The sequence below is a fragment of the Brucella lupini genome (genome assembly GCF_002252535.1).
GTDB lineage: Bacteria > Pseudomonadota > Alphaproteobacteria > Rhizobiales > Rhizobiaceae > Brucella > Brucella anthropi.
Map to the genome: position 1 here is coordinate 1 of NZ_NNRN01000036.1, position 17,332 is coordinate 17,332.

The window sequence follows — 17,332 nt, forward strand, 5'->3', positions numbered from 1 at the left end:
AATCCTTTCAAATAACTAGTCTATTTATGAGTGTACGACCTAGTGTGCCCAGCACGGAAGGTCCAAAGACGTTGCACCGCACTTCGATATCCTTGAATACAACGCTACCGTCGTGAGTTGTTTTGAATGACAAAATCGTGTGAGACGCCGCAGCTTCCATTGTTGCTAAAGCATGCCGAAAGGAACTGACGCGATACAATGCGGCTTTCCACACGGCAATGCTACCAAAGTTATTGACATACCACCGCAGAGCTGAACTCACCTGATTGAACGCACCAACAGCCATCATCAGCCCACCAAACGATAACGTGCCGGAAAAATAAACGGGCGATGCGATGATGATGGGCGCAACATGAGCAAGCCACCCAAAAGCGTCAGTCTCGCTTCATAATTTTTGGCACATACCAAACAAGCAACGCCGCAATAACTAGCATGAGGAGTGAGACGGCCATCTGATAGACGGGATAATTTGCTTCATCTCTTGACACAAAGAATGCAACAATAACACCTGCCGCCGAAAGAATGACTTGAGCGATGATCCGAACCATGAAGTTTATTGCCCCTTTTATTTTAATGTAGAACTTCTATCACTATCTCAGGAAATCGCGGAAGCGACGCAGCGCAAAGAAGAAAAGAACGCTTCCGATTACAATCATGGCCAGCAATTGCGGCCACACGACGCTGAGTCCTGCCCCCCGGAACAACACCGATTGCGCGAGCATCACGAAATGTGTGTTGGGTGCTGCCAGCATGATGTTCTGGATAATTTCAGGCATACTCTCACGCGGCGTTATACCGCCTGAGAGAACCTGAAGCGGCAGCAAAACCAGCATTAGCAGAAGGCCAAACTGCGGCATCGAACCGGCAATCGTTGCGAGAAAAATGCCAAGGCTGGTGGTTGCAAAGAGCTGCAATGCAGCTCCCGCCAGAAACATTGTCAGTGAACCGTTGATCGGCACCGCCAGAACGCCCTGCACCACCACGATCAGCGAAAAGGCCGTAGCGACCAGAACCACCATACCCATAGACCAGACCTTGGAAATCATGATCTCAAGCGGCGTTACCGGCATCACCAAAAGGTGCTCGATGGTGCCATGCTCGCGCTCACGGATAAGGGCTGCACCCGTCAGAATAATTGAGAGCATCGTCACCGACGAGATGACATTGGTGATCGCGCCGAACCACCCCTTGTTCAGATCCTGATTGAACCTTGCACGCAAATTGAGGCCAACCGGCGTTTGCGTGTCCCCGCGATAGCGATTGAGAAACTCAGAAACTTCGCTCGAGACAATCGACTGCACATAACCACCACCCGTAAAGGCCTGGCTCATGCGTGTTGCATCAACATTCAGCTGGATTGTTGGCGAACGCCCGGCGAGAAGATCACGCTGGAAATTCGGCGGAATATCGAGTGAGAATGTATCAAGACCTGCATCCATGCGCTTGTCCATCTCATGAGACGAGATGAGTTTGGGCGGCACGAAATATGGCGGATAAAACGCGGTCGTAATCCGACCCGAAACCGGCGACCGATCCTCATCGACAATGGCGATAGCCGCATTGTTGAGGTTTTCAGGCATAGCCTTCGCCGCCGTATAGATCGCGAGCGTGAAGGCATAGACAATGAGCAGCAGAAGCATCGGATCGCGCGCCAGTCCGCGCAGTTCCTTGATACCAAGCTGGAGTATATTGGAAATCCGCATCTCAGCCCGCCTGTTTCTTAAGGAGAACAATGCCGAGAACGGCAAGCACCGGGATTGCAATCAGCAGAGGCAGAAACGACCCCGCCAGATCGGTAAAATCGAGCGCCTTAGAGAAAGTCCCGCGCGAGATCGTCACGAAATAGGTTGTCGGATAAATTTTCCCGATAAAGGCACCCGCTCCCTGCAAGGATGAGACAGGATCAATAATGCCAGAATATTGCACAGCAGGAATGAGCGTCAGCAATGCTGTGCCGAAAATCGCTGCAATCTGGCTATTGATAAAGGTCGATATCACTAAGCCCATGCCAGTCGTGATGATGACATAGAGCAGCGCTGCTGTGGCATAGGTCAGGAAGCTTCCGGTAAATGGCACGCGGAATATGAAGACCGCGAAGGCTGTCAGCATCAAAAAATTGAGGAAAGCCAGCGCAATATAGGGCAGCTGCTTGCCAAGCAGAAACTCGAATTTCGTAACCGGCGTCACATAGAAATTGATGATCGAGCCAAGTTCCTTCTCGCGCACCACGCTCAACACCGCGAGCATCGCCGGGATCATCAAAAGCAAAAGCGGGATGACTGCTGGAACCATAGCCACAAGGCTCTGCACGTCCGGATTATACCGATAGCGGATTTCGAGATTGAAATTGCCGACGGTGGCAGCATCTCCATAAAGCTCACGCGCCTTCTGCGTCAACCAATTGGCATGCATCCCCTGCACATAACCACGCACGGTTTCCGCACGCGTTGGCATCGCACCATCGATCCAGGCAGCCACCTCAACAGGGCGACCATGCGCGACATTGCTGCCAAAATTCGGTGGAATTTCAATCGCAAGACTTATCTCACCCTCACGCATCCGTCGGTCGAGATCGTCATAGTCGGTGATTGGTGGCTTTTCGGTGAAATAGCGCGAACCGGCAAGCTGCTGTGTATAATCCCGGCTGATCGTGGTGTCATCGCGATCAAGAACCGCAAATGTCAGGTCTTCGACGTCAAGATTAATACCATAGCCGATGACGAACATAAGAATGACAGTACCAAGAATAGCTAGTGTCGCACGGATCGGATCGCGCTTGAGCTCCAGCGCTTCGCGACGTGAAAAAGCCAGCATCCGTCGTGGGTTTGGCAACCAGCTCGATGAAGGCGTTATTCTCTTCTCCGGCTTCTTTTCCGGTATCGGATCGACCTTTTCCTGATTGCTTTTCTGTGGCGTGGTCTCACCTATCGCTTCTTCGAGATAGGCAATAAACGCATCTTCAAGCGTTGCTGCATTGCGGCTTGCAGTAATGGCTTTTGGCGTGTCGCTGATCAGCACCTTACCCGCATGCATAAGGGAAATGCGATCACAAAGCTCGGCCTCATTCATGAAATGGGTCGAGACAAAGATCGTCACATCATCCTTGCGCGAAAGATCGGCAAGTATCTGCCAGAATGCATCGCGCGCAACCGGATCGACGCCCGATGTCGGCTCATCGAGAATGAGAATGTCCGGTGAATGGATCAATGCCACAGCCAGCGACAAACGCTGGCGAATGCCAAGCGGCATCGAGTCCGGCAAATCATCCATAACACCAGCCAAATCAAACCTTTGGGCCAGTTCCTTGATTCTGCGTTTGGTATCGTCCTCTGCCATACCAAACAGCTTGGCATGAAGCTCAAGATTCTGATGAACTGTGAGCTCGGAATAGAGCGAGAAAGCCTGTGACATGTAGCCGACATGACGACGTATATCGATATCCTTTGGATCGACCTCACGTCCGAACAGCCGCGCCGTGCCTTCGCTCGCTGGCAAAAGCCCGGTCAGCACTTTCATGGTCGTGGACTTGCCGCAGCCATTCGATCCGAGAAAGCCGAAAATCTCGCCGCGCGGAATACGGAAACTCACATTATCGACGGCAGTAAAATTGCCAAACCGCACCGTGACATGCTCTGCCTCGATAGCGATGCCGCTATCTGCCTGCGCATTGCGCGGCGGCATGACAACTTCACTATGCCCCCGACGAAGTTCTTCCGGCAAAAGTGCAATGAAGGCCGCGTCAAGATTGGGCGTTTTGGTTTTCTCAAGCAGTTCCTGTGGCGTGCCGGTCGCAAGAATCTGGCCATCATTCATTGCAACCAGCCAGTCGAAGCGCTCCGCTTCTTCCATATAGGCCGTCGCAACAATGACGCTCATCCCCGGACGATCCTTGCGGATATCGTCGATCAGCTCCCAGAACTGACGACGCGACAAGGGATCAACACCCGTTGTCGGCTCATCGAGGATCAACAAATCGGGATCATGGATCAGCGAACAGCAGAGACTCGTCTTCTGCTTCATGCCGCCCGAAAGCTTACCTGCCGGGCGATCCGCAAAGGGCGACATCCCCGTTCGAGCCAGAAGATCGGCGATGCGGCGCTCACGTTCGTGCTTGTCATGACCAAACAGCCGTCCAAAGAACTCAATGTTCTCGAAGACAGAGAGCGTTGGATAGAGATTCTTTCCCAGCCCTTGCGGCATATAGGCAATTCGCGGAAAAGCCGACTGGCGATGGCGCTTATCGGCAATATCGCCGCCCAGCACTTCGATCCTGCCCTTCTGCATAACGCGTGCGCCAGCAATCAGCGACAGAAGGCTCGACTTGCCAACACCGTCAGGACCGATCAGCCCCACCATGCAACCGGCAGGCACGTTGAGCGAAATATCGCGCAACGCTTCCGTCAATCCATAAGACAGCTTCACGCTCTCAGCGCGAGCGACAAAGCTGCCGTCGCCCACGCCAGCCTTTATCGAAGCCGCACTCATTTTACGGTTTCCGCGAGGTTCTTCGGCCATTCAGCATTGGGATCGAGTTTCACATAAGCCATTCCCGGAAGTCCGGTTTTGACTTGCTGAATATATTTCTGAAGCAAATCCTGCGGGATCTTTGCCTTGACGCGGAACATGAGCTTCTGGCGCTCTTCTTCCGTTTCAACCGACTTTGGCGTGAACTGCGCCACATCGGCCACGAAGCTGATCGTCGCCGGGATCACATATTGAGGTGCCGCATCGAGCACGATGCGCGCATCTGCCCCAATAGCTACGCGGCCAGCCTGCGCAGTCGGCAGGAAGAAGGTCATATAGACATCGCTGACATCGACCAGATTAAGCACGCGACCACCGGCTGACAGCACCTCGCCCGGTTGCGCAACGCGATATTGCACGCGGCCCGGCTTTGGCGAACGCAAGGTGGCATCGTTGATATCCGTGTCGATGGTGGCAATTGCGGCCTTTGCCGCTTCAACGGCAGCTTCTGCATCGACAACCTGTGCCTTGGCCGCACTGATCGCAGCGGCGGTCGCCGCCAGCTGCGCCTTCGCCGCCCCTACGGCTGCTTCAGCGCCTTGCGCGGTTGCCCGGTCATCATCGAGGACCTGCTGAGAAACCGTGCGTGACTCTGACAGCTGCTGCGAACGAGCCAGACGACGATTGGCGGCATCCAGCTGTGCCTCGCGCTGCGCAACGGTCGCTTCAGCAGCAGTTTGTTCGGCTTCACGCTGTGCGACGAGGCTTTTCGCTGTATCGATGCTTATTTCGGCCCGCCGCAATTGTGCTTCTGCCTGTTTGCGCTGGCTTTCGAGCTGAGCCGTATCCATGTGTGCCAGAACGGCATTCGCTTCAACGAATTGCCCCTCATCGGCCAGAATTTCGCGGATACGTCCGGGGCTCTTGGTAGAAACATCGATCTCGACGGCTTCGATGCGGCCATTTCCGCCAGCAATGCCTTCCGGCAATCCGGGCGCGCTCAGTGCTTTCCAGGCATAGTAGCCTGCCGCAGCAAGCACTACTATGATAAGGGCTGGGAGCCAGCGGCCGAAAGAATTCTTCATGTTTTCGTTCTCCACATTCTTACAGGCTCTATCGTAATGTCGTTCACCAACGAGCTACTATTGTCCAACTGCCGCCTTCGCCCGCCCTGGCGACGAAGCTGACGCCGTGCAGCACCGGCGCGGTCTCGTTGTAGGAGACTGGTCGCGGCTGAAGATAGTGTTTCCGTCGGCTGCTTCGCCTTGGAATACTTCACCGTCCAACGCGCATCACGATCCTTCTGCGCCAGCATGGCGGGCTTGTCCTTCCATTCCGCGGGGATCTCTCCGGCCTTGATCGCGTCCTTCTCATCCTGACTGTTATGCTTACGGGGAGCCTGGATGATCGTCGCGTCGATGATCTGACCGCCCTTGGCAAGATAGCCCGATCGCGAGAGATGCTTGTCGAACCGGGCGAACAGGTTGTCGATGGCGCCGGCCCGCACCAGGCATTCCCGGAACAGCCAGATCGTCTTGGCATCCGGAACCTTGTCGGAGAGGCCAAGCCCCAGAAACCGCATGAATGAAAGGCGATCCTGGATGACGAACTCCGCCTGATCATCGGAGAGATTATACAGCGCCTGCAGAACTCCGAACGCTTCAGGGCCTTCGCAAGCGGCTTCTCGAACACCAGCCACGGAATGATGCTGTTGAGCTTTTCCAGAGGGTCGCCAACGGCGCTCAGCCGCTCGTAACGCTCATCCAAATCCCAAAAACCCGGTTGTCCCCGCATCGTCAAACCCACTGAAAATCACCCACGCCGGATTGAATCACGAAAATCCCAAAAGGGGGAGGTTTTTCGAGGTGTCCAACTGTAAAATCTTAATATAGACTCGGTCCCGTTTCGGCGCTTATTCACAACCACGAACTCTGAGCCGCTCACGTCAATCGTAAAGCTGCTGGCGACTGTCGTCGGCTTCATCTGCCAACCTGCTGACACTCTCGGCCGCTTCCATGCGTCGAACGAAATCCAGCTTTCGTTCTTCATCGATAATTCGTTGCCTTGTCGCCATGCTCAGTTCCCTTTCCTTATGGGAAAACTGTCCGCGACCCTTCTGTCTAAGTCCAGGGTGTACTCCAAGCGCCGGGACGCTAACAGACCCTATATTTTTATTACTGTGCCAGCCTTACCGGAAAGGAGCGCTGCCGCATCTTCCAGCCGTCCTATCCCGGCTATGCGACCGGGATGAGAAGCAAAGGCGCAAGCCGCTTCGACTTTGGGGCCCATGGAACCAGAAGCAAACTTTTGCGTCGACAGTTCAATCGGCGTCGCCCTGCTGATCGGAAGCTGGTCCGGCGTTCCCCAACCGCTATAGACAGCGTCCACGTCTGTGAGCATCAGGAAAGCGTCGGCATTGAGTTCTTCTGCGAGAAGCCCTGCCGCCCGGTCCTTATCAATCACCGCTTCGATGCCTTCAATTTCCTCCTGCTCGTTACGAATAACCGGAATACCGCCACCGCCCGCGCAGATGACGACAACGCCAGCTTCAACCAGAAGTTGGATGACTTGGATCTGAGTGATACGTTGGGGACGCGGCGACGGCACCACGCGCCGCCATTTTCCCTCGCTCTCTTCGATGAGCACCCAGTCATGTTCCGCCCGGACACGATCGGCATCTGCCTTGTCGTAGACGGGACCGATGGGTTTTTCCGGATGGGAAAAGGCCGGGTCGTCACTATTCACCTCAATCTGGGTCAAGAGCGTGGCGAGCCGCATTTGAGTGGGCAAGGCATTGGTCAGTTCCTGCTCCACCAGATAGCCGATCATACCGACGCTTTCGGCCCCCAGAATATCGAGCGGATAAGCTGGGACATCCGTATAAGCGGAAGCCTGGAGCGCCAGAAGCCCGACTTGCGGACCGTTGCCATGTGCAACCACGATATCATGGTTACGCGCAAGCTTAGCCAGCGCCTTTGCGGCTTTCCGTACATTGGCGCGCTGAACTTCGGCGGTCATCGGCTCACCGCGTTTTAAAAGCGCATTACCTCCCAGAGCCACAACGATCCGCATATCAGCTTCCCAATGTTGCCACGAGTATTGCCTTGATTGTGTGCATGCGGTTTTCTGCTTGATCGAAGACAATGGAAGCGTTTGATTCGAAGACCGCCTCGCTCACCTCCATGCAGTCGATACCGAATTTCTCAAATATCTTCTCTCCGATCTCCGTCTCGCGATTATGGAAGGCTGGAAGACAATGCATGAATTTTACATGTGGATTGCCAGCCGCCGCCATGATCTCCGGCGTTACACGGTAGGGCGTCAGCAGTTCGATACGTTCTGCCCATACCGAATCCGGCTCGCCCATCGATACCCAGACATCCGTATAGATAAAATCACATCCCTTGACGGCGGCTACGGGGTCTTCGGTGAGTGTAATGCGCGCACCGGTCTGAAGCGCGATTTCCTGACAGCGGTCGATCAGTTCCTGTTCTGGCCAACAGGCTTTCGGTGCGGCAAGGCGCACATCCATGCCGATCTGTGCCGCCCCTGTCAGGAGTGAATTGCCCATATTGTTGCCGGCATCGCCGAGGAAGGCGAAGGTGACTTGCGACAGGTGTTTGCGGGTATATTCGCGCATGGTAAGAAAGTCGGCGAGAATCTGGGTCGGATGAAATTCATCTGTCAGACCATTATAAACCGGCACACCCGACCATTTCGCCAGAATCTCCGCCTGTTCCTGCCCGAAGCCGCGATATTCGATAGCGTCGTAGACACGACCAAGCACGCGGGCTGTGTCTTTCATGGATTCCTTCTTACCTATCTGGGTACCGGTGGGCCCCAGATAGGTAACATGTGCACCCTGGTCATAGGCGGCGACCTCGAACCCGGTACGCGTGCGAGTGGAGTCTTTTTCGAAGATCAGCGCAATGTTCTTGCCTTTCAGCCTTTGATCTTCATAACCGCCATATTTGGCCTGTTTCAACGAGGCCGAGAGCTTTAGCAGGAACCGGATGTCATCCGGCGTGAAATCGAGCAACTTCAGGACGCTACGGCCCTTGATATTGACTGGCATTTTCGTCTCCTCAAACTGGATCGCGTATTAATGGACAGGTCATGCAGTGGCCGCCGCCTCGCCCGCGCCCGAGTTCTGCACCGGGCACGGTGATGACCTCGACGCCTGCCTTGCGCAATTGTGTATTGGTGTAGGTATTGCGGTCATAGGCAATGACCACACCCGGCTCCAGTGCAACGACATTGTTGCCGTCATCCCACTGCTCGCGCTCGGCGACGTAAGCATCACCACCCGTTTCAACAACGCGCAACTTCTTCAGTCCCAGCGCTTCAGCAACGACCTCGGTAAGCTTGCGTCCTTCCGCCCTGACGTCTATTTCATCTTTTGTCTTGCCCGGACGGATCGAATAGGGCTCGATCTTTTCTGCAACATCGGCAAAGAGCGTCACGAGATCACGATCGCAAAAGCTGAACACAGTATCCAGGTGCATGGATGAACGCTCTACAGGCAGCTTGCAGGCGATCACATGCTCAGCCCCCCCCTTCTGAAACAATGCGCGCGCCAGTTGCCCCACCGCCTGCGGCGTGCTCCTCTCACCCATACCGACAAGAACAATGCCGTTTCCAAGTGGCATGACATCTCCACCCTCCAATGTGGCAAGCCCATAATCCGTATCGGGATCACCCCACCAGACCGGGAAGCCCGCATCGCGGAAATCCGGATGGAAACGATAGATGGCCGTGATATTGACTGTTTCCAGCTTGCGTGCATTCCAACGCATCGGGTTGAGCGTGACACCACCACCGATCCAGCAGGTTGTATCGCGAGTAAACAAATGATTAGGCAGAGGTGGCAGGACGAAATCCTCCGGACGCAATGTTGGCGCGAAAAGCCCACGTCCCTTGATTGGCAGTTCGGCTTTACTCAAGCCGCCCATCAGGATCAGCGACAAGGCATCGGCGTCAATCTCCATGAGGTGGGCTCGCAAATCGTCAGCCAGACCAACGCCTACGGTATTCTCGTTGACACGACGCTCCAGAAGCCAGCGCCGGGCCTCGGCATCCTGCATCGTCTCTGCCAGCATCTCTCGCAGAAAGACGACATCCACGCCACGATGTCGCATGGCGTCGACAAAGGTGAGATGTTCGACACGGGCCTGCTTGACCCAGATGACATCATCGAAAAGCAACTCATGACAGTTCGACGGCGTTAAGCGGGCAAGTGCCGAGCCCGGACGATGGACGAGGACACGGCGCAGTTTGCCAACTTCGGAATGAACACCATAGGTCAAGCTCATATCGTAATCTCCTTCAAGCAAGCAGAACAGCGGCGCTCAGGCACGCCATGATGATAATGGTCAGGATCAAAAGCAGCGGCCACATGAAGCGCAACCAGCGTTCATAGGGGACGCGACCAATTGCCAGTGCACCCATTACGACCGCAAAAGTCGGATTGATCAGGTTCACGAGCCCGTTTGCAGACTGATAGGCGGTGACCACAAACTGGCGGCCAACGCCGGCGAAATCTGCCACAGGTGCCATGATCGGCATGGAAAGGACCGCCAGACCGGACGAAGACGGCACGAAGAAGGACATAAGTACCTGAAGCCAGTACATCACGTTGATGAAGGCCACCTTACCCAACCCGGAGACGGAAAGCTCCGCCCAGTGCAGGATGGTATCTGTGATCTTGCCAGCGTCCATGACCACGACGATGCCGCGCGCCAAGCCAATGATCAGCGCCACGCCAAGCAGGTCGCGTGCACCGTTGACGAAACTGTCGACAAAACTTGCCTCACCAGGGCGTGTGATAAAGCCGATCAGGATGGCTGAAGCGAGGAACAACCCGCTCATTTCCCCCATCCACCAGCCGCCTTTCAACACGCCCCAGATCATGACGACAAAGGTGACACCAAAAACCGTGAGTACGATCTTGTGCAAAAGTGTAAAGTTAGCCTTTTCACCTTCATGCGCACTTAGAAAGTGCTTTTCGTTAGCCGCCTTCATGTCATAGACAAGCGATTTTGTAGGATCTTGCCGCACCCGTTCGGCATAGCGCATCACGTAGATCACACAGGCCAGCCAGCAAAGTCCCAATATGATACAGCGCAACACGAGGCCGTTAGTGAAAGGTACGCCCGCAGCATCCGAGGCAATGACCGTAGCGAATGCATTGACTGTCGAACCAAGAACGCCGACGCCTGCACCAAGCAAAATGACAGCGACCGCAGTTACTGCATCGAAACGCGCCGCTATCATGATTGGAAGCAAAAGCATATAGAAGGCAAGCGTTTCCTCTGCCATGCCATAGGTTGTACCGCCGAAGGCGAACAGTGCCATAAGCACAGGGATTAGCCATTTCTCTCGCCCCTTGAGCGCAACCATGGCGCTGCCAATGCCAGCATCAATCGCGCCAGTGGAGGTAACGACACCAATAAAACCACCAATAATGAGAACGAACACCGCCACATCAATGGCGTTGGCCTGATTGGTCGAAGGATTATAAAGCCCTCCGATCGGTGCCATGAATATATCTGTAATACCTTGCGGATTGGATTCAGCGACCTTGTAAGTCCCAGCAATAGGAACTTCCTTGTTCAAAGCCGCATTCATGGTTCGCTCGTACTGGCCAGCTGGAATGATCCAGGTCAGCGCCGCGACAATGACAATGAGGCCAAAAAGAATGGTGAATGCGGTAGGAAAACGAAATCGTTTTCCATCGCCGTCTTGTGCGATGTCACTCATGCATTAATCCCGCTCTCTTTCAATGCAACCGACCTGAGTTTATGGGTTGCAAGATAAGCCGCATTGATTTCAATCAAGAAGCATCAAGTATAGAAAAATATCACTCGGATAGTTCTGGTTCCAGATGCTGTCGAAGTCTTGTGTGAGGTGTTCGCCGAAGCGAAAAACCGGAGCCTGCCTCGAAAGTTATACCCCATCACATCAAAACCCGATATACTTCACCAGTCTGATCTTCTCATCTCTACCCCAAATGGATAGTGGGATTTCGCACGATGTTAGTGATTAGATTTATGGAGCCATCCACTTTGAGAATAAGACACAATATTAACTCTTCAGGTCATCGAAATGAGTTCTGAAAAAACGAATGTTATAAGCCTTGACGCGTCGACTGTGGTCAGGAAAACACTATTCAATGAACTCTCTGGAGCGATCGCATTCTCGCAATGCAATGGTGTTGATAAAACCATTCCCCAGAACGTTACCATAGCTCGAGAGGGTGACAAAATCGGTCGGATTTACATGGTGAATGAGGGCTTATTAAGAGCTTTCAGAGTCTTGCCCGACGGTCGGCGGCAGATAACACACTTCATATTCCCAAGAGAACTAATAGGAATTATCGACGATGAACACTATTCATCGACAATTGAAACCATCGTAACAAGCAATATTACCTCCCTATCTAAAATTAAATTCCAGGAGTGTATCGTTAGAGATGAAAGAATTAAGCAATATTCTCACGCCGAGACAAAGGATTCGTTAAGGAAGGCGAACTTTATTCAACTCATACTGGGTCGGCTGGCACCAGTCGAAAAATTATCATGCTTTATCATTCTTCTCGCTCAACGGTCCCCCAACAGAGGCTTCGTTCATATTCCTATGCCAAGACAGGATATCGCCGACTTCTTAGGTTTGACTGTTGAAACCGTGAGTAGAAGTTTCACGAGACTGCGCAATCTTGGCCTCATCACCTCGCGGGATCATAGCTGCATAGAGATACCCTCGCTATCTGCGCTACATCAGGTGGCAGGTGTGAATTTGTCTTGATCAGATAGTTTGGTTTGAAAACTTGGAAAAAGCTATTGCCTTTCAGGATTCCCAATGGGTTTGAAGTATAAACAGAATGTATCTTTTAATGAGATGTCAAGGCCGATAAATTGTTTCATGGTTGCTTCCTGTTTGATGCTGGGCCTGGTGCCCAGTCGTAAGCCAGTATTTCATCTTATCGGGAAGCAACCACCTTTCCAATGAGAAGCAAAACAAACGCGCGATCACACTATGTAATCGGAAGACGGTCGATGTCGAAATCACTAATCCCGAACTTGTTCGATTGATTATTCAAAATGCTTCCCGGATTGTGCTTCAGCTCGCGCGAACATCGTTTTCTACCGCATTGCGAACAACTCTTGATGGAACCGTTTCGCGACCGGTAGGCCCTGCGCCTCAAAATCTCGGCGTAATGACTCTCCGAAACCTGCCGGACCGCAGAACCAGATACTGGCCTCACGCCAATCTGGTACGGCAGCCCGAATGCGATCGCCGGTCAAGAATCCGTCGCGCGAGTCTACCAGGATATGTAGCCGGATGCCGGCAGCCAGCGCATCGGCCTTCAGCTTATTGATAGCGTTCTCGTCGTAATCGGTCGTGGTGTGAAATAGATCGATCGTGAGCGTCCGGTGAGCTATTTTTGCTGATTGGGCAAATCGGGCGATGTTCTGGCATTCGAACCAGCATTAGTGCTGACATTAATACCAGAACAAAGAGGTTTCATGGCTCGCATGGAGATCATGTCCGGTACCGAGCGCAGGCGGCGCTGGTCGGACGAGGCGAAGCTGAGGATACTGGCGCAAGCTGATGAACCCGGTGCTCGCATTGGCGATGTGGCGCGTCGGCACGACATTCATCCAGGCCAGATCCGCTTGTGGCGGAAGTCGTTCAACTATGTTGATCGACCGACGGTGTTCCTTCCAGTGGAAATCATGGAGGAGGCTGGCGTAAGTCAGGCGTCTACCACCGTAGCGAGGCCGGCGATCGTTGAGATATTGCTGCGGAACGGTCGGTGCCTGAAGGTTCCTGCTGAGGTTGAGTTGAAGCTGCTCGGTCCGCTGGTCGCTTGCGTGGAGGCGGCATGATCGGGCCATCGGGCAATGTAAGGGTCTATCTGGCCTGCGGAGTGACCGATATGCGGCGTGGCATTGATGGTCTGTCCGCGCTGGTCGAGACGGTGGTGAAGGAGGCGCCGGGCTCGGGCGCGATCTTCGGCTTCCGCGGAAAGCGCGCTGACCGGATCAAGCTTCTCTGGTGGGACGGCCAGGGGTTCTGCCTGTTCTACAAGATTTTGGAGCGTGGATACTTTCCCTGGCCGACAGCGAAAGAAGGTGTCGCGCACCTGACGCAGGCGCAGCTTTCCATGCTCGTCGAGGGGATTGATTGGCGCCGCCCGGCATGGACGTCCGCTCCTGGCCGAATGGGATAAAAGCTATATTTTGCAAGGGCATCCGAGGCTTAACGCTGGCGCGTCAGAGGCAAATCGGCTAGATTTGCGGATATGGAAACAGCGCCGCTGGACAGTCAGGACGAACTCACTGCTTTGCGCGCACTGGTCGCCGAACAGGCGGCAAAGCTTGAGAGCCAGGAAGCCGAGGTCATCAAGCGAGACTCCATCATAGCGCTTCTTCGCGCGCAACTGGAGCTTCTCCGACATCGGCAGCATGGCGCCTCTTCGGAAAAGATCGACCGGAAGATAGAGCAGTTCGAACTGATGCTGGAGGAGATTGAGGCTTCCCGTGCCGAGGCTGAACTGCGCGCCGGGAAAACACCCTTGCCGGATTTGGACGACGCGCCGGACAAGCCGAAGCGCAAACCATTGCCCGATGGTCTCGCCACCGAAGAACTGATCTATGCGGCTCCCTGTAATTGCCCGACCTGCGGTGGCACCTCGTTCCTGAAGGCGCCCGACAGGGTGGTTCAGGTGCTGGAACACGTGCCGGCATCGGTCAAAATTGTCCGGCACGTGGAAAAGCGCATGATTTGCCGGGAATGCGATACGACGGTAGCTGGCGAGATGCCGACCTTGCCGATCGAGCGCGGCAAACCCGGGCCGGGACTGCTCGCCCATATCATGGTCTCCAAGTTCGATGATCACATTCCGCTTTACCGTCTCTCAGAGATGTATGATCGGCTGCGAATAGACATATCGCGCTCCGTGATGGCCGACTGGGTCGGCCGCGTATCCGCTTTGCTGACACCCATCATCTTGTTGATCAGGGCCCACATCGCCGCGCTTGACCGAATACATACGGACGATACTCCGGTCGATGTTCTCGACCCCGGACGGGGCAAGACAAAAACCGGCAGGGTCTGGGTCTACGTCTTCGACGGCAGTGGCTATCAATCCGCCATTCCCGCAGCCATCGCCTATTACTATAGCCCTGACCGCAAAGGGGGCGCATCCGGCTGACCACCTGGCAAGCTTCAGCGGCGTCATGCATGCCGACGGCTATGGGGGCTACAAAAAACTCTACGGCAACCAGATCGTTGAGGCTGCCTGCATGGCGCATGTGCGCCGCAAGTTCCATGATGTGATCAAGCTGAAGCCGTCACCGATCGCGGAGGAAGCGCTGTCACGCATTGGAGCACTCTACGATATCGAGAACCGGATCCGCGGCATGTCGGCTGATGAGCGTCTTGCCCTGCGCCAACACCACGCGAGACCTGTTCTGGACGAACTCAAGGCCTGGATCGAAGCGACACTCTCAACTTTGCCGCAGAAGCAGAAGCTTGCCGAGGCGATGCGATACGCCCTGTCGCGATGGGCAGCCTTGAGCGTCTACATCGACGATGGCCGGGTCGAAATCGACAACAACATCGCCGAAAGAGCCATGAGACCGCTTGGAATTGGCCGGAAGAACTGGCTGTTTGCCGGCTCGGATAAGGGCGGTGAGCGCATCGCCAACATTCTGACCATCATCGAGACGGTCAAACTGCACGGCCATAATCCGGAGGTCTACCTGACAGACGTCCTGACCCGGTTCCAGGATCACCCCAAGGATCGACTTGAAGACCTGCTGCCCTGGAACTGGGCGTCGGCAAAAGTTCGACACGAGGCTGTCTGATGGCTCGCTCAAGGTTTGTCTACACACTCAGCCAAGTCGCCAGCATGATCAGCGAGAACCTCGAACTGATCGAGGAAATCACCGCAAACTTCGACAACATCTCCGAAGGCGAACTGGTTTACGTCAGTGATGGCAGTGAGGATGGCACGAAGGGTCTGACCCCGAACGGCATCGAAGAGCTTCAAAGCCTACTTGCCGACATCAGGACGTGGGACGGCGGTATCCGCGAGTTCCTCGTCGAGACACAATGCGATCCTGAAATAACCGACCGCATCATGGTCGATGAGATGAAACGCGGCCTATAGCACCCATCTCTCCACACCCGGAAATGCGTTCGCCGGACGCTCACGATCGATCAGCTTGTGTGGCGCATCTGGATTTGTAATCCGCTCTTGCGCCAGATGTTTCATGCCGGCAATGAAGGGCGTGATGCCAATACCGCCACCGATCCAGATCTGGCGTAGTTGGCCGTTGTCAAAATCAAAACAGCCATATGGGCCCTCGAGTTTTACAACCTGCCCGACCTTTAACTTCTCGTACAGGCGGTCGGTGTGATCGCCCAGTTCCTTGGTGATGAAGGTGATATGTTTATCTTCTTTATTCCACGCGGAAGCTATCGTGTAAGGGTGTGCTCCTTCTGAACTGTCCGATGTCGCGAATGCGAACTGGCCCGACTTGTGACCTGGCCAGCCTTGTGGGACGTCGATTTCGACCTCAAGTGTCCGTACGCCGGGATAGTAGTGAATTGATGATATCTCGCCCAGAACCTGCTGTTTCACAGCCACACGTCGCAGAAGTACTTTCACTGCCGCAAAGGTGCCTGAAGCCAAAAGCAATGCCATCACGATGCCGATGGGTGAAAGCCAATATCTGAACGTCATCAGCACTACGGTATGGAAAACGAGCACCAGATAGACGACGGCCAAAAGCCGGTGTGTCTTGTAAAAAAGCCGGTAGGGAAAATACTTGACCAGAGCCAGAACGATCAGCAGAGCTGCTATATAAAATGCCCATTCACCCAGATCTTCTGCAGATCCGCGCAAGCCCAATAAAAACTGCTCGACCGGGTTTTCCAGCGGCGGTCTCGTCCCGCGTACCGGGCGCTCAATCAAGCCCCAGCCAACAGCCCATTTCGGTCCCTTGCCCCACAGCCAGTGAATAGACGAGACGATGAGAACCGCAATGCCTAGCCATTTGTGTAGGCGGTACATCTTATCAAGTCCGCCGAACCACCGCTCCGGCCAGCGGGGGCGAAGTGCCAAAACCATGGCTACGCTCATAGAAGCCATTGCGATAATTCCGCTGTACTGGACCATGGTCCCACGAAGCGCGAAGAAAGTTGTCGTCTCATACACGTGAGGTTCTTCAATCAGCCACAGGACGGTCAAAACTAAAAAAATGCCCCAGAATGTGAACTTGATATGTTGCACGACTGAATACCTTAGTGGTTCGAAATGCCAGCATATGGCGCAAAAGCCGGATGTCGTTGATACAAGTCAATAAATGCATACCTACAGCAATTAGTCACGGCCGATGCCATTCACTGCCAGGAAGAAACCGCGCAACTGATCCTCGATCAGGGCGGAGATTATTTGCTGCGATTGAAAGTGAACAGACCCGCCTTGCACAAGATGGTTGCCGATTATTTTGCAGTGGACGAGGTGCTCCAGACTTTACCGAGCGCCGAAACGAGCGGTGCAGATCATGGCCGCCTCGAAGTGCGGCGCGCCTTTTCAGTCAGGATCTCAGTTGGGTCTGCGGAACCAAAACCGCCAGTACCGAACCCGCGCTCTTCTCCCTGAAACCTATCTTGCCGCAGCCCGCTCGCGCTGGTCGATCGAGTACGTACTCCATTGGGGCCTCGACATGGTCTTCGACGAGGACCAGAAGACCGCAGCCGCAAGGACAACGCACCGGAAAACCTTGCAATCTTGCGAAAACTCGCCCTCAACTTCCTACGACGTAGACTCATAAACTAATGCACCAGATGCGGATAG

14 protein-coding genes and 4 pseudogenes are annotated in these 17,332 nt (G+C 54.3%); 6 read left to right on the forward strand and 12 right to left on the reverse strand.

What is annotated here, in order from left to right; translation table 11 throughout:
- Positions 1–139: 139 nt before the first annotated feature.
- The 11 genes and pseudogenes from CES86_RS27850 to CES86_RS05580 all read right to left on the reverse strand — a co-directional run.
- Positions 140–370, reverse strand: a pseudogene (locus CES86_RS27850) (ABC transporter ATP-binding protein/permease); the annotation flags it as partial.
- 4 nt (positions 371–374) lie between these two features.
- Positions 375–548, reverse strand: a complete 174-nt coding sequence (locus tag CES86_RS27450) for a hypothetical protein (RefSeq protein ID WP_167387096.1) — start codon at positions 546–548, stop codon at positions 375–377.
- A 42-nt stretch (positions 549–590) separates the two neighbouring features.
- On the reverse strand, positions 591–1,703 hold the full coding sequence (locus CES86_RS05545) for an ABC transporter permease (protein ID WP_094513841.1): 1,113 nt from the start codon (positions 1,701–1,703) through the stop codon (positions 591–593).
- A 1-nt stretch (position 1,704) separates the two neighbouring features.
- Positions 1,705–4,515: a ribosome-associated ATPase/putative transporter RbbA gene (rbbA, locus tag CES86_RS05550; RefSeq protein WP_374828251.1), complete on the reverse strand. Its 2,811-nt coding sequence runs from the start codon at positions 4,513–4,515 to the stop codon at positions 1,705–1,707.
- Positions 4,482–5,549, reverse strand: coding sequence for an HlyD family secretion protein (locus CES86_RS05555; protein ID WP_094513845.1), 1,068 nt, complete (start codon positions 5,547–5,549; stop codon positions 4,482–4,484). Before CES86_RS05555 ends, rbbA begins: the two co-directional genes overlap by 34 nt.
- A gap of 173 nt (positions 5,550–5,722) precedes the next feature.
- Positions 5,723–6,258: pseudogene (locus tag CES86_RS05560) on the reverse strand (transposase); the annotation flags it as partial.
- Positions 6,259–6,409: 151 nt separating this feature from the next.
- Positions 6,410–6,538, reverse strand: a complete 129-nt coding sequence (locus CES86_RS28110; RefSeq protein ID WP_259030706.1) for a hypothetical protein — start codon at positions 6,536–6,538, stop codon at positions 6,410–6,412.
- 89 nt (positions 6,539–6,627) lie between these two features.
- Positions 6,628–7,536: a carbamate kinase gene (gene arcC, locus CES86_RS05565; protein ID WP_094513848.1), complete on the reverse strand. Its 909-nt coding sequence runs from the start codon at positions 7,534–7,536 to the stop codon at positions 6,628–6,630.
- Position 7,537: 1 nt separating this feature from the next.
- The gene (argF, locus tag CES86_RS05570; RefSeq protein ID WP_094513849.1) at positions 7,538–8,539 is read right to left on the reverse strand and encodes an ornithine carbamoyltransferase; all 1,002 of its coding nucleotides are present in this window, start codon (positions 8,537–8,539) and stop codon (positions 7,538–7,540) included.
- 10 nt (positions 8,540–8,549) lie between these two features.
- Entirely contained in the window at positions 8,550–9,776 is a 1,227-nt protein-coding gene (arcA, locus tag CES86_RS05575; RefSeq protein ID WP_094513852.1) for an arginine deiminase, read from the reverse strand.
- A 13-nt stretch (positions 9,777–9,789) separates the two neighbouring features.
- The gene (locus CES86_RS05580) at positions 9,790–11,223 is read right to left on the reverse strand and encodes a YfcC family protein (protein WP_011983031.1); all 1,434 of its coding nucleotides are present in this window, start codon (positions 11,221–11,223) and stop codon (positions 9,790–9,792) included.
- Between the two features lie 345 nt (positions 11,224–11,568).
- Here CES86_RS05580 and CES86_RS05585 point away from each other — a divergent pair, with 345 nt between their 5' ends.
- The 5 genes and pseudogenes from CES86_RS05585 (at position 11,569) to CES86_RS28160 (ending at position 15,640) form a co-directional block, all read left to right on the forward strand.
- Positions 11,569–12,267 (forward strand): Crp/Fnr family transcriptional regulator, encoded by a 699-nt coding sequence (locus CES86_RS05585; RefSeq protein ID WP_094513853.1) that lies wholly within the window; start codon positions 11,569–11,571, stop codon positions 12,265–12,267.
- Between the two features lie 722 nt (positions 12,268–12,989).
- Positions 12,990–13,352 carry an IS66-like element accessory protein TnpA gene (gene tnpA / locus CES86_RS05595; RefSeq protein WP_143851071.1) on the forward strand — a complete coding sequence of 121 codons (363 nt, stop codon included), beginning with the start codon at positions 12,990–12,992 and terminating at the stop codon, positions 13,350–13,352.
- Complete coding sequence (tnpB, locus tag CES86_RS05600) at positions 13,349–13,696, forward strand: IS66 family insertion sequence element accessory protein TnpB (protein ID WP_094513857.1); 348 nt, start codon at positions 13,349–13,351, stop codon at positions 13,694–13,696. The genes tnpA and tnpB overlap by 4 nt, the downstream gene beginning before the upstream one ends.
- Before the next feature lie 72 nt (positions 13,697–13,768).
- Positions 13,769–15,335: pseudogene (gene tnpC / locus CES86_RS05605) on the forward strand (IS66 family transposase).
- Complete coding sequence (locus CES86_RS28160; protein WP_094513858.1) at positions 15,335–15,640, forward strand: hypothetical protein; 306 nt, start codon at positions 15,335–15,337, stop codon at positions 15,638–15,640. Before tnpC ends, CES86_RS28160 begins: the two are co-directional and overlap by 1 nt.
- Here the strand turns inward: CES86_RS28160 and CES86_RS05615 are convergent.
- Complete coding sequence (locus CES86_RS05615; protein WP_167387097.1) at positions 15,635–16,765, reverse strand: ferredoxin reductase family protein; 1,131 nt, start codon at positions 16,763–16,765, stop codon at positions 15,635–15,637. The genes CES86_RS28160 and CES86_RS05615 overlap by 6 nt on opposite strands.
- Before the next feature lie 379 nt (positions 16,766–17,144).
- Here CES86_RS05615 and CES86_RS28275 point away from each other — a divergent pair.
- A pseudogene (locus tag CES86_RS28275) lies at positions 17,145–17,296 on the forward strand (transposase); the annotation flags it as partial.
- Positions 17,297–17,332 lie beyond the last annotated feature (36 nt).

Excerpts from the sequence above, each read along its gene's own strand:
- CES86_RS05585 (WP_094513853.1), top strand. The coding sequence starts at position 11,569 with ATGAGTTCTGAAAAAACGAATGTTATAAGCCTTGACGCGTCGACTGTG.
- tnpA (WP_143851071.1), top strand. The coding sequence starts at position 12,990 with ATGGCTCGCATGGAGATCATGTCCGGTACCGAGCGCAGGCGGCGCTGG.
- CES86_RS05555 (WP_094513845.1), bottom strand. The coding sequence starts at position 5,549 with ATGAAGAATTCTTTCGGCCGCTGGCTCCCAGCCCTTATCATAGTAGTG.
- CES86_RS05545 (WP_094513841.1), bottom strand. The coding sequence starts at position 1,703 with ATGCGGATTTCCAATATACTCCAGCTTGGTATCAAGGAACTGCGCGGA.
- arcA (WP_094513852.1), bottom strand. The coding sequence starts at position 9,776 with ATGAGCTTGACCTATGGTGTTCATTCCGAAGTTGGCAAACTGCGCCGT.
- CES86_RS28110 (WP_259030706.1), bottom strand. The coding sequence starts at position 6,538 with ATGGCGACAAGGCAACGAATTATCGATGAAGAACGAAAGCTGGATTTC.
- tnpB (WP_094513857.1), top strand. The coding sequence starts at position 13,349 with ATGATCGGGCCATCGGGCAATGTAAGGGTCTATCTGGCCTGCGGAGTG.
- CES86_RS28160 (WP_094513858.1), top strand. The coding sequence starts at position 15,335 with ATGGCTCGCTCAAGGTTTGTCTACACACTCAGCCAAGTCGCCAGCATG.
- rbbA (WP_374828251.1), bottom strand. The coding sequence starts at position 4,515 with ATGGCCGAAGAACCTCGCGGAAACCGTAAAATGAGTGCGGCTTCGATA.
- CES86_RS27450 (WP_167387096.1), bottom strand. The coding sequence starts at position 548 with ATGGTTCGGATCATCGCTCAAGTCATTCTTTCGGCGGCAGGTGTTATT.
- arcC (WP_094513848.1), bottom strand. The coding sequence starts at position 7,536 with ATGCGGATCGTTGTGGCTCTGGGAGGTAATGCGCTTTTAAAACGCGGT.
- argF (WP_094513849.1), bottom strand. The coding sequence starts at position 8,539 with ATGCCAGTCAATATCAAGGGCCGTAGCGTCCTGAAGTTGCTCGATTTC.
- CES86_RS05580 (WP_011983031.1), bottom strand. The coding sequence starts at position 11,223 with ATGAGTGACATCGCACAAGACGGCGATGGAAAACGATTTCGTTTTCCT.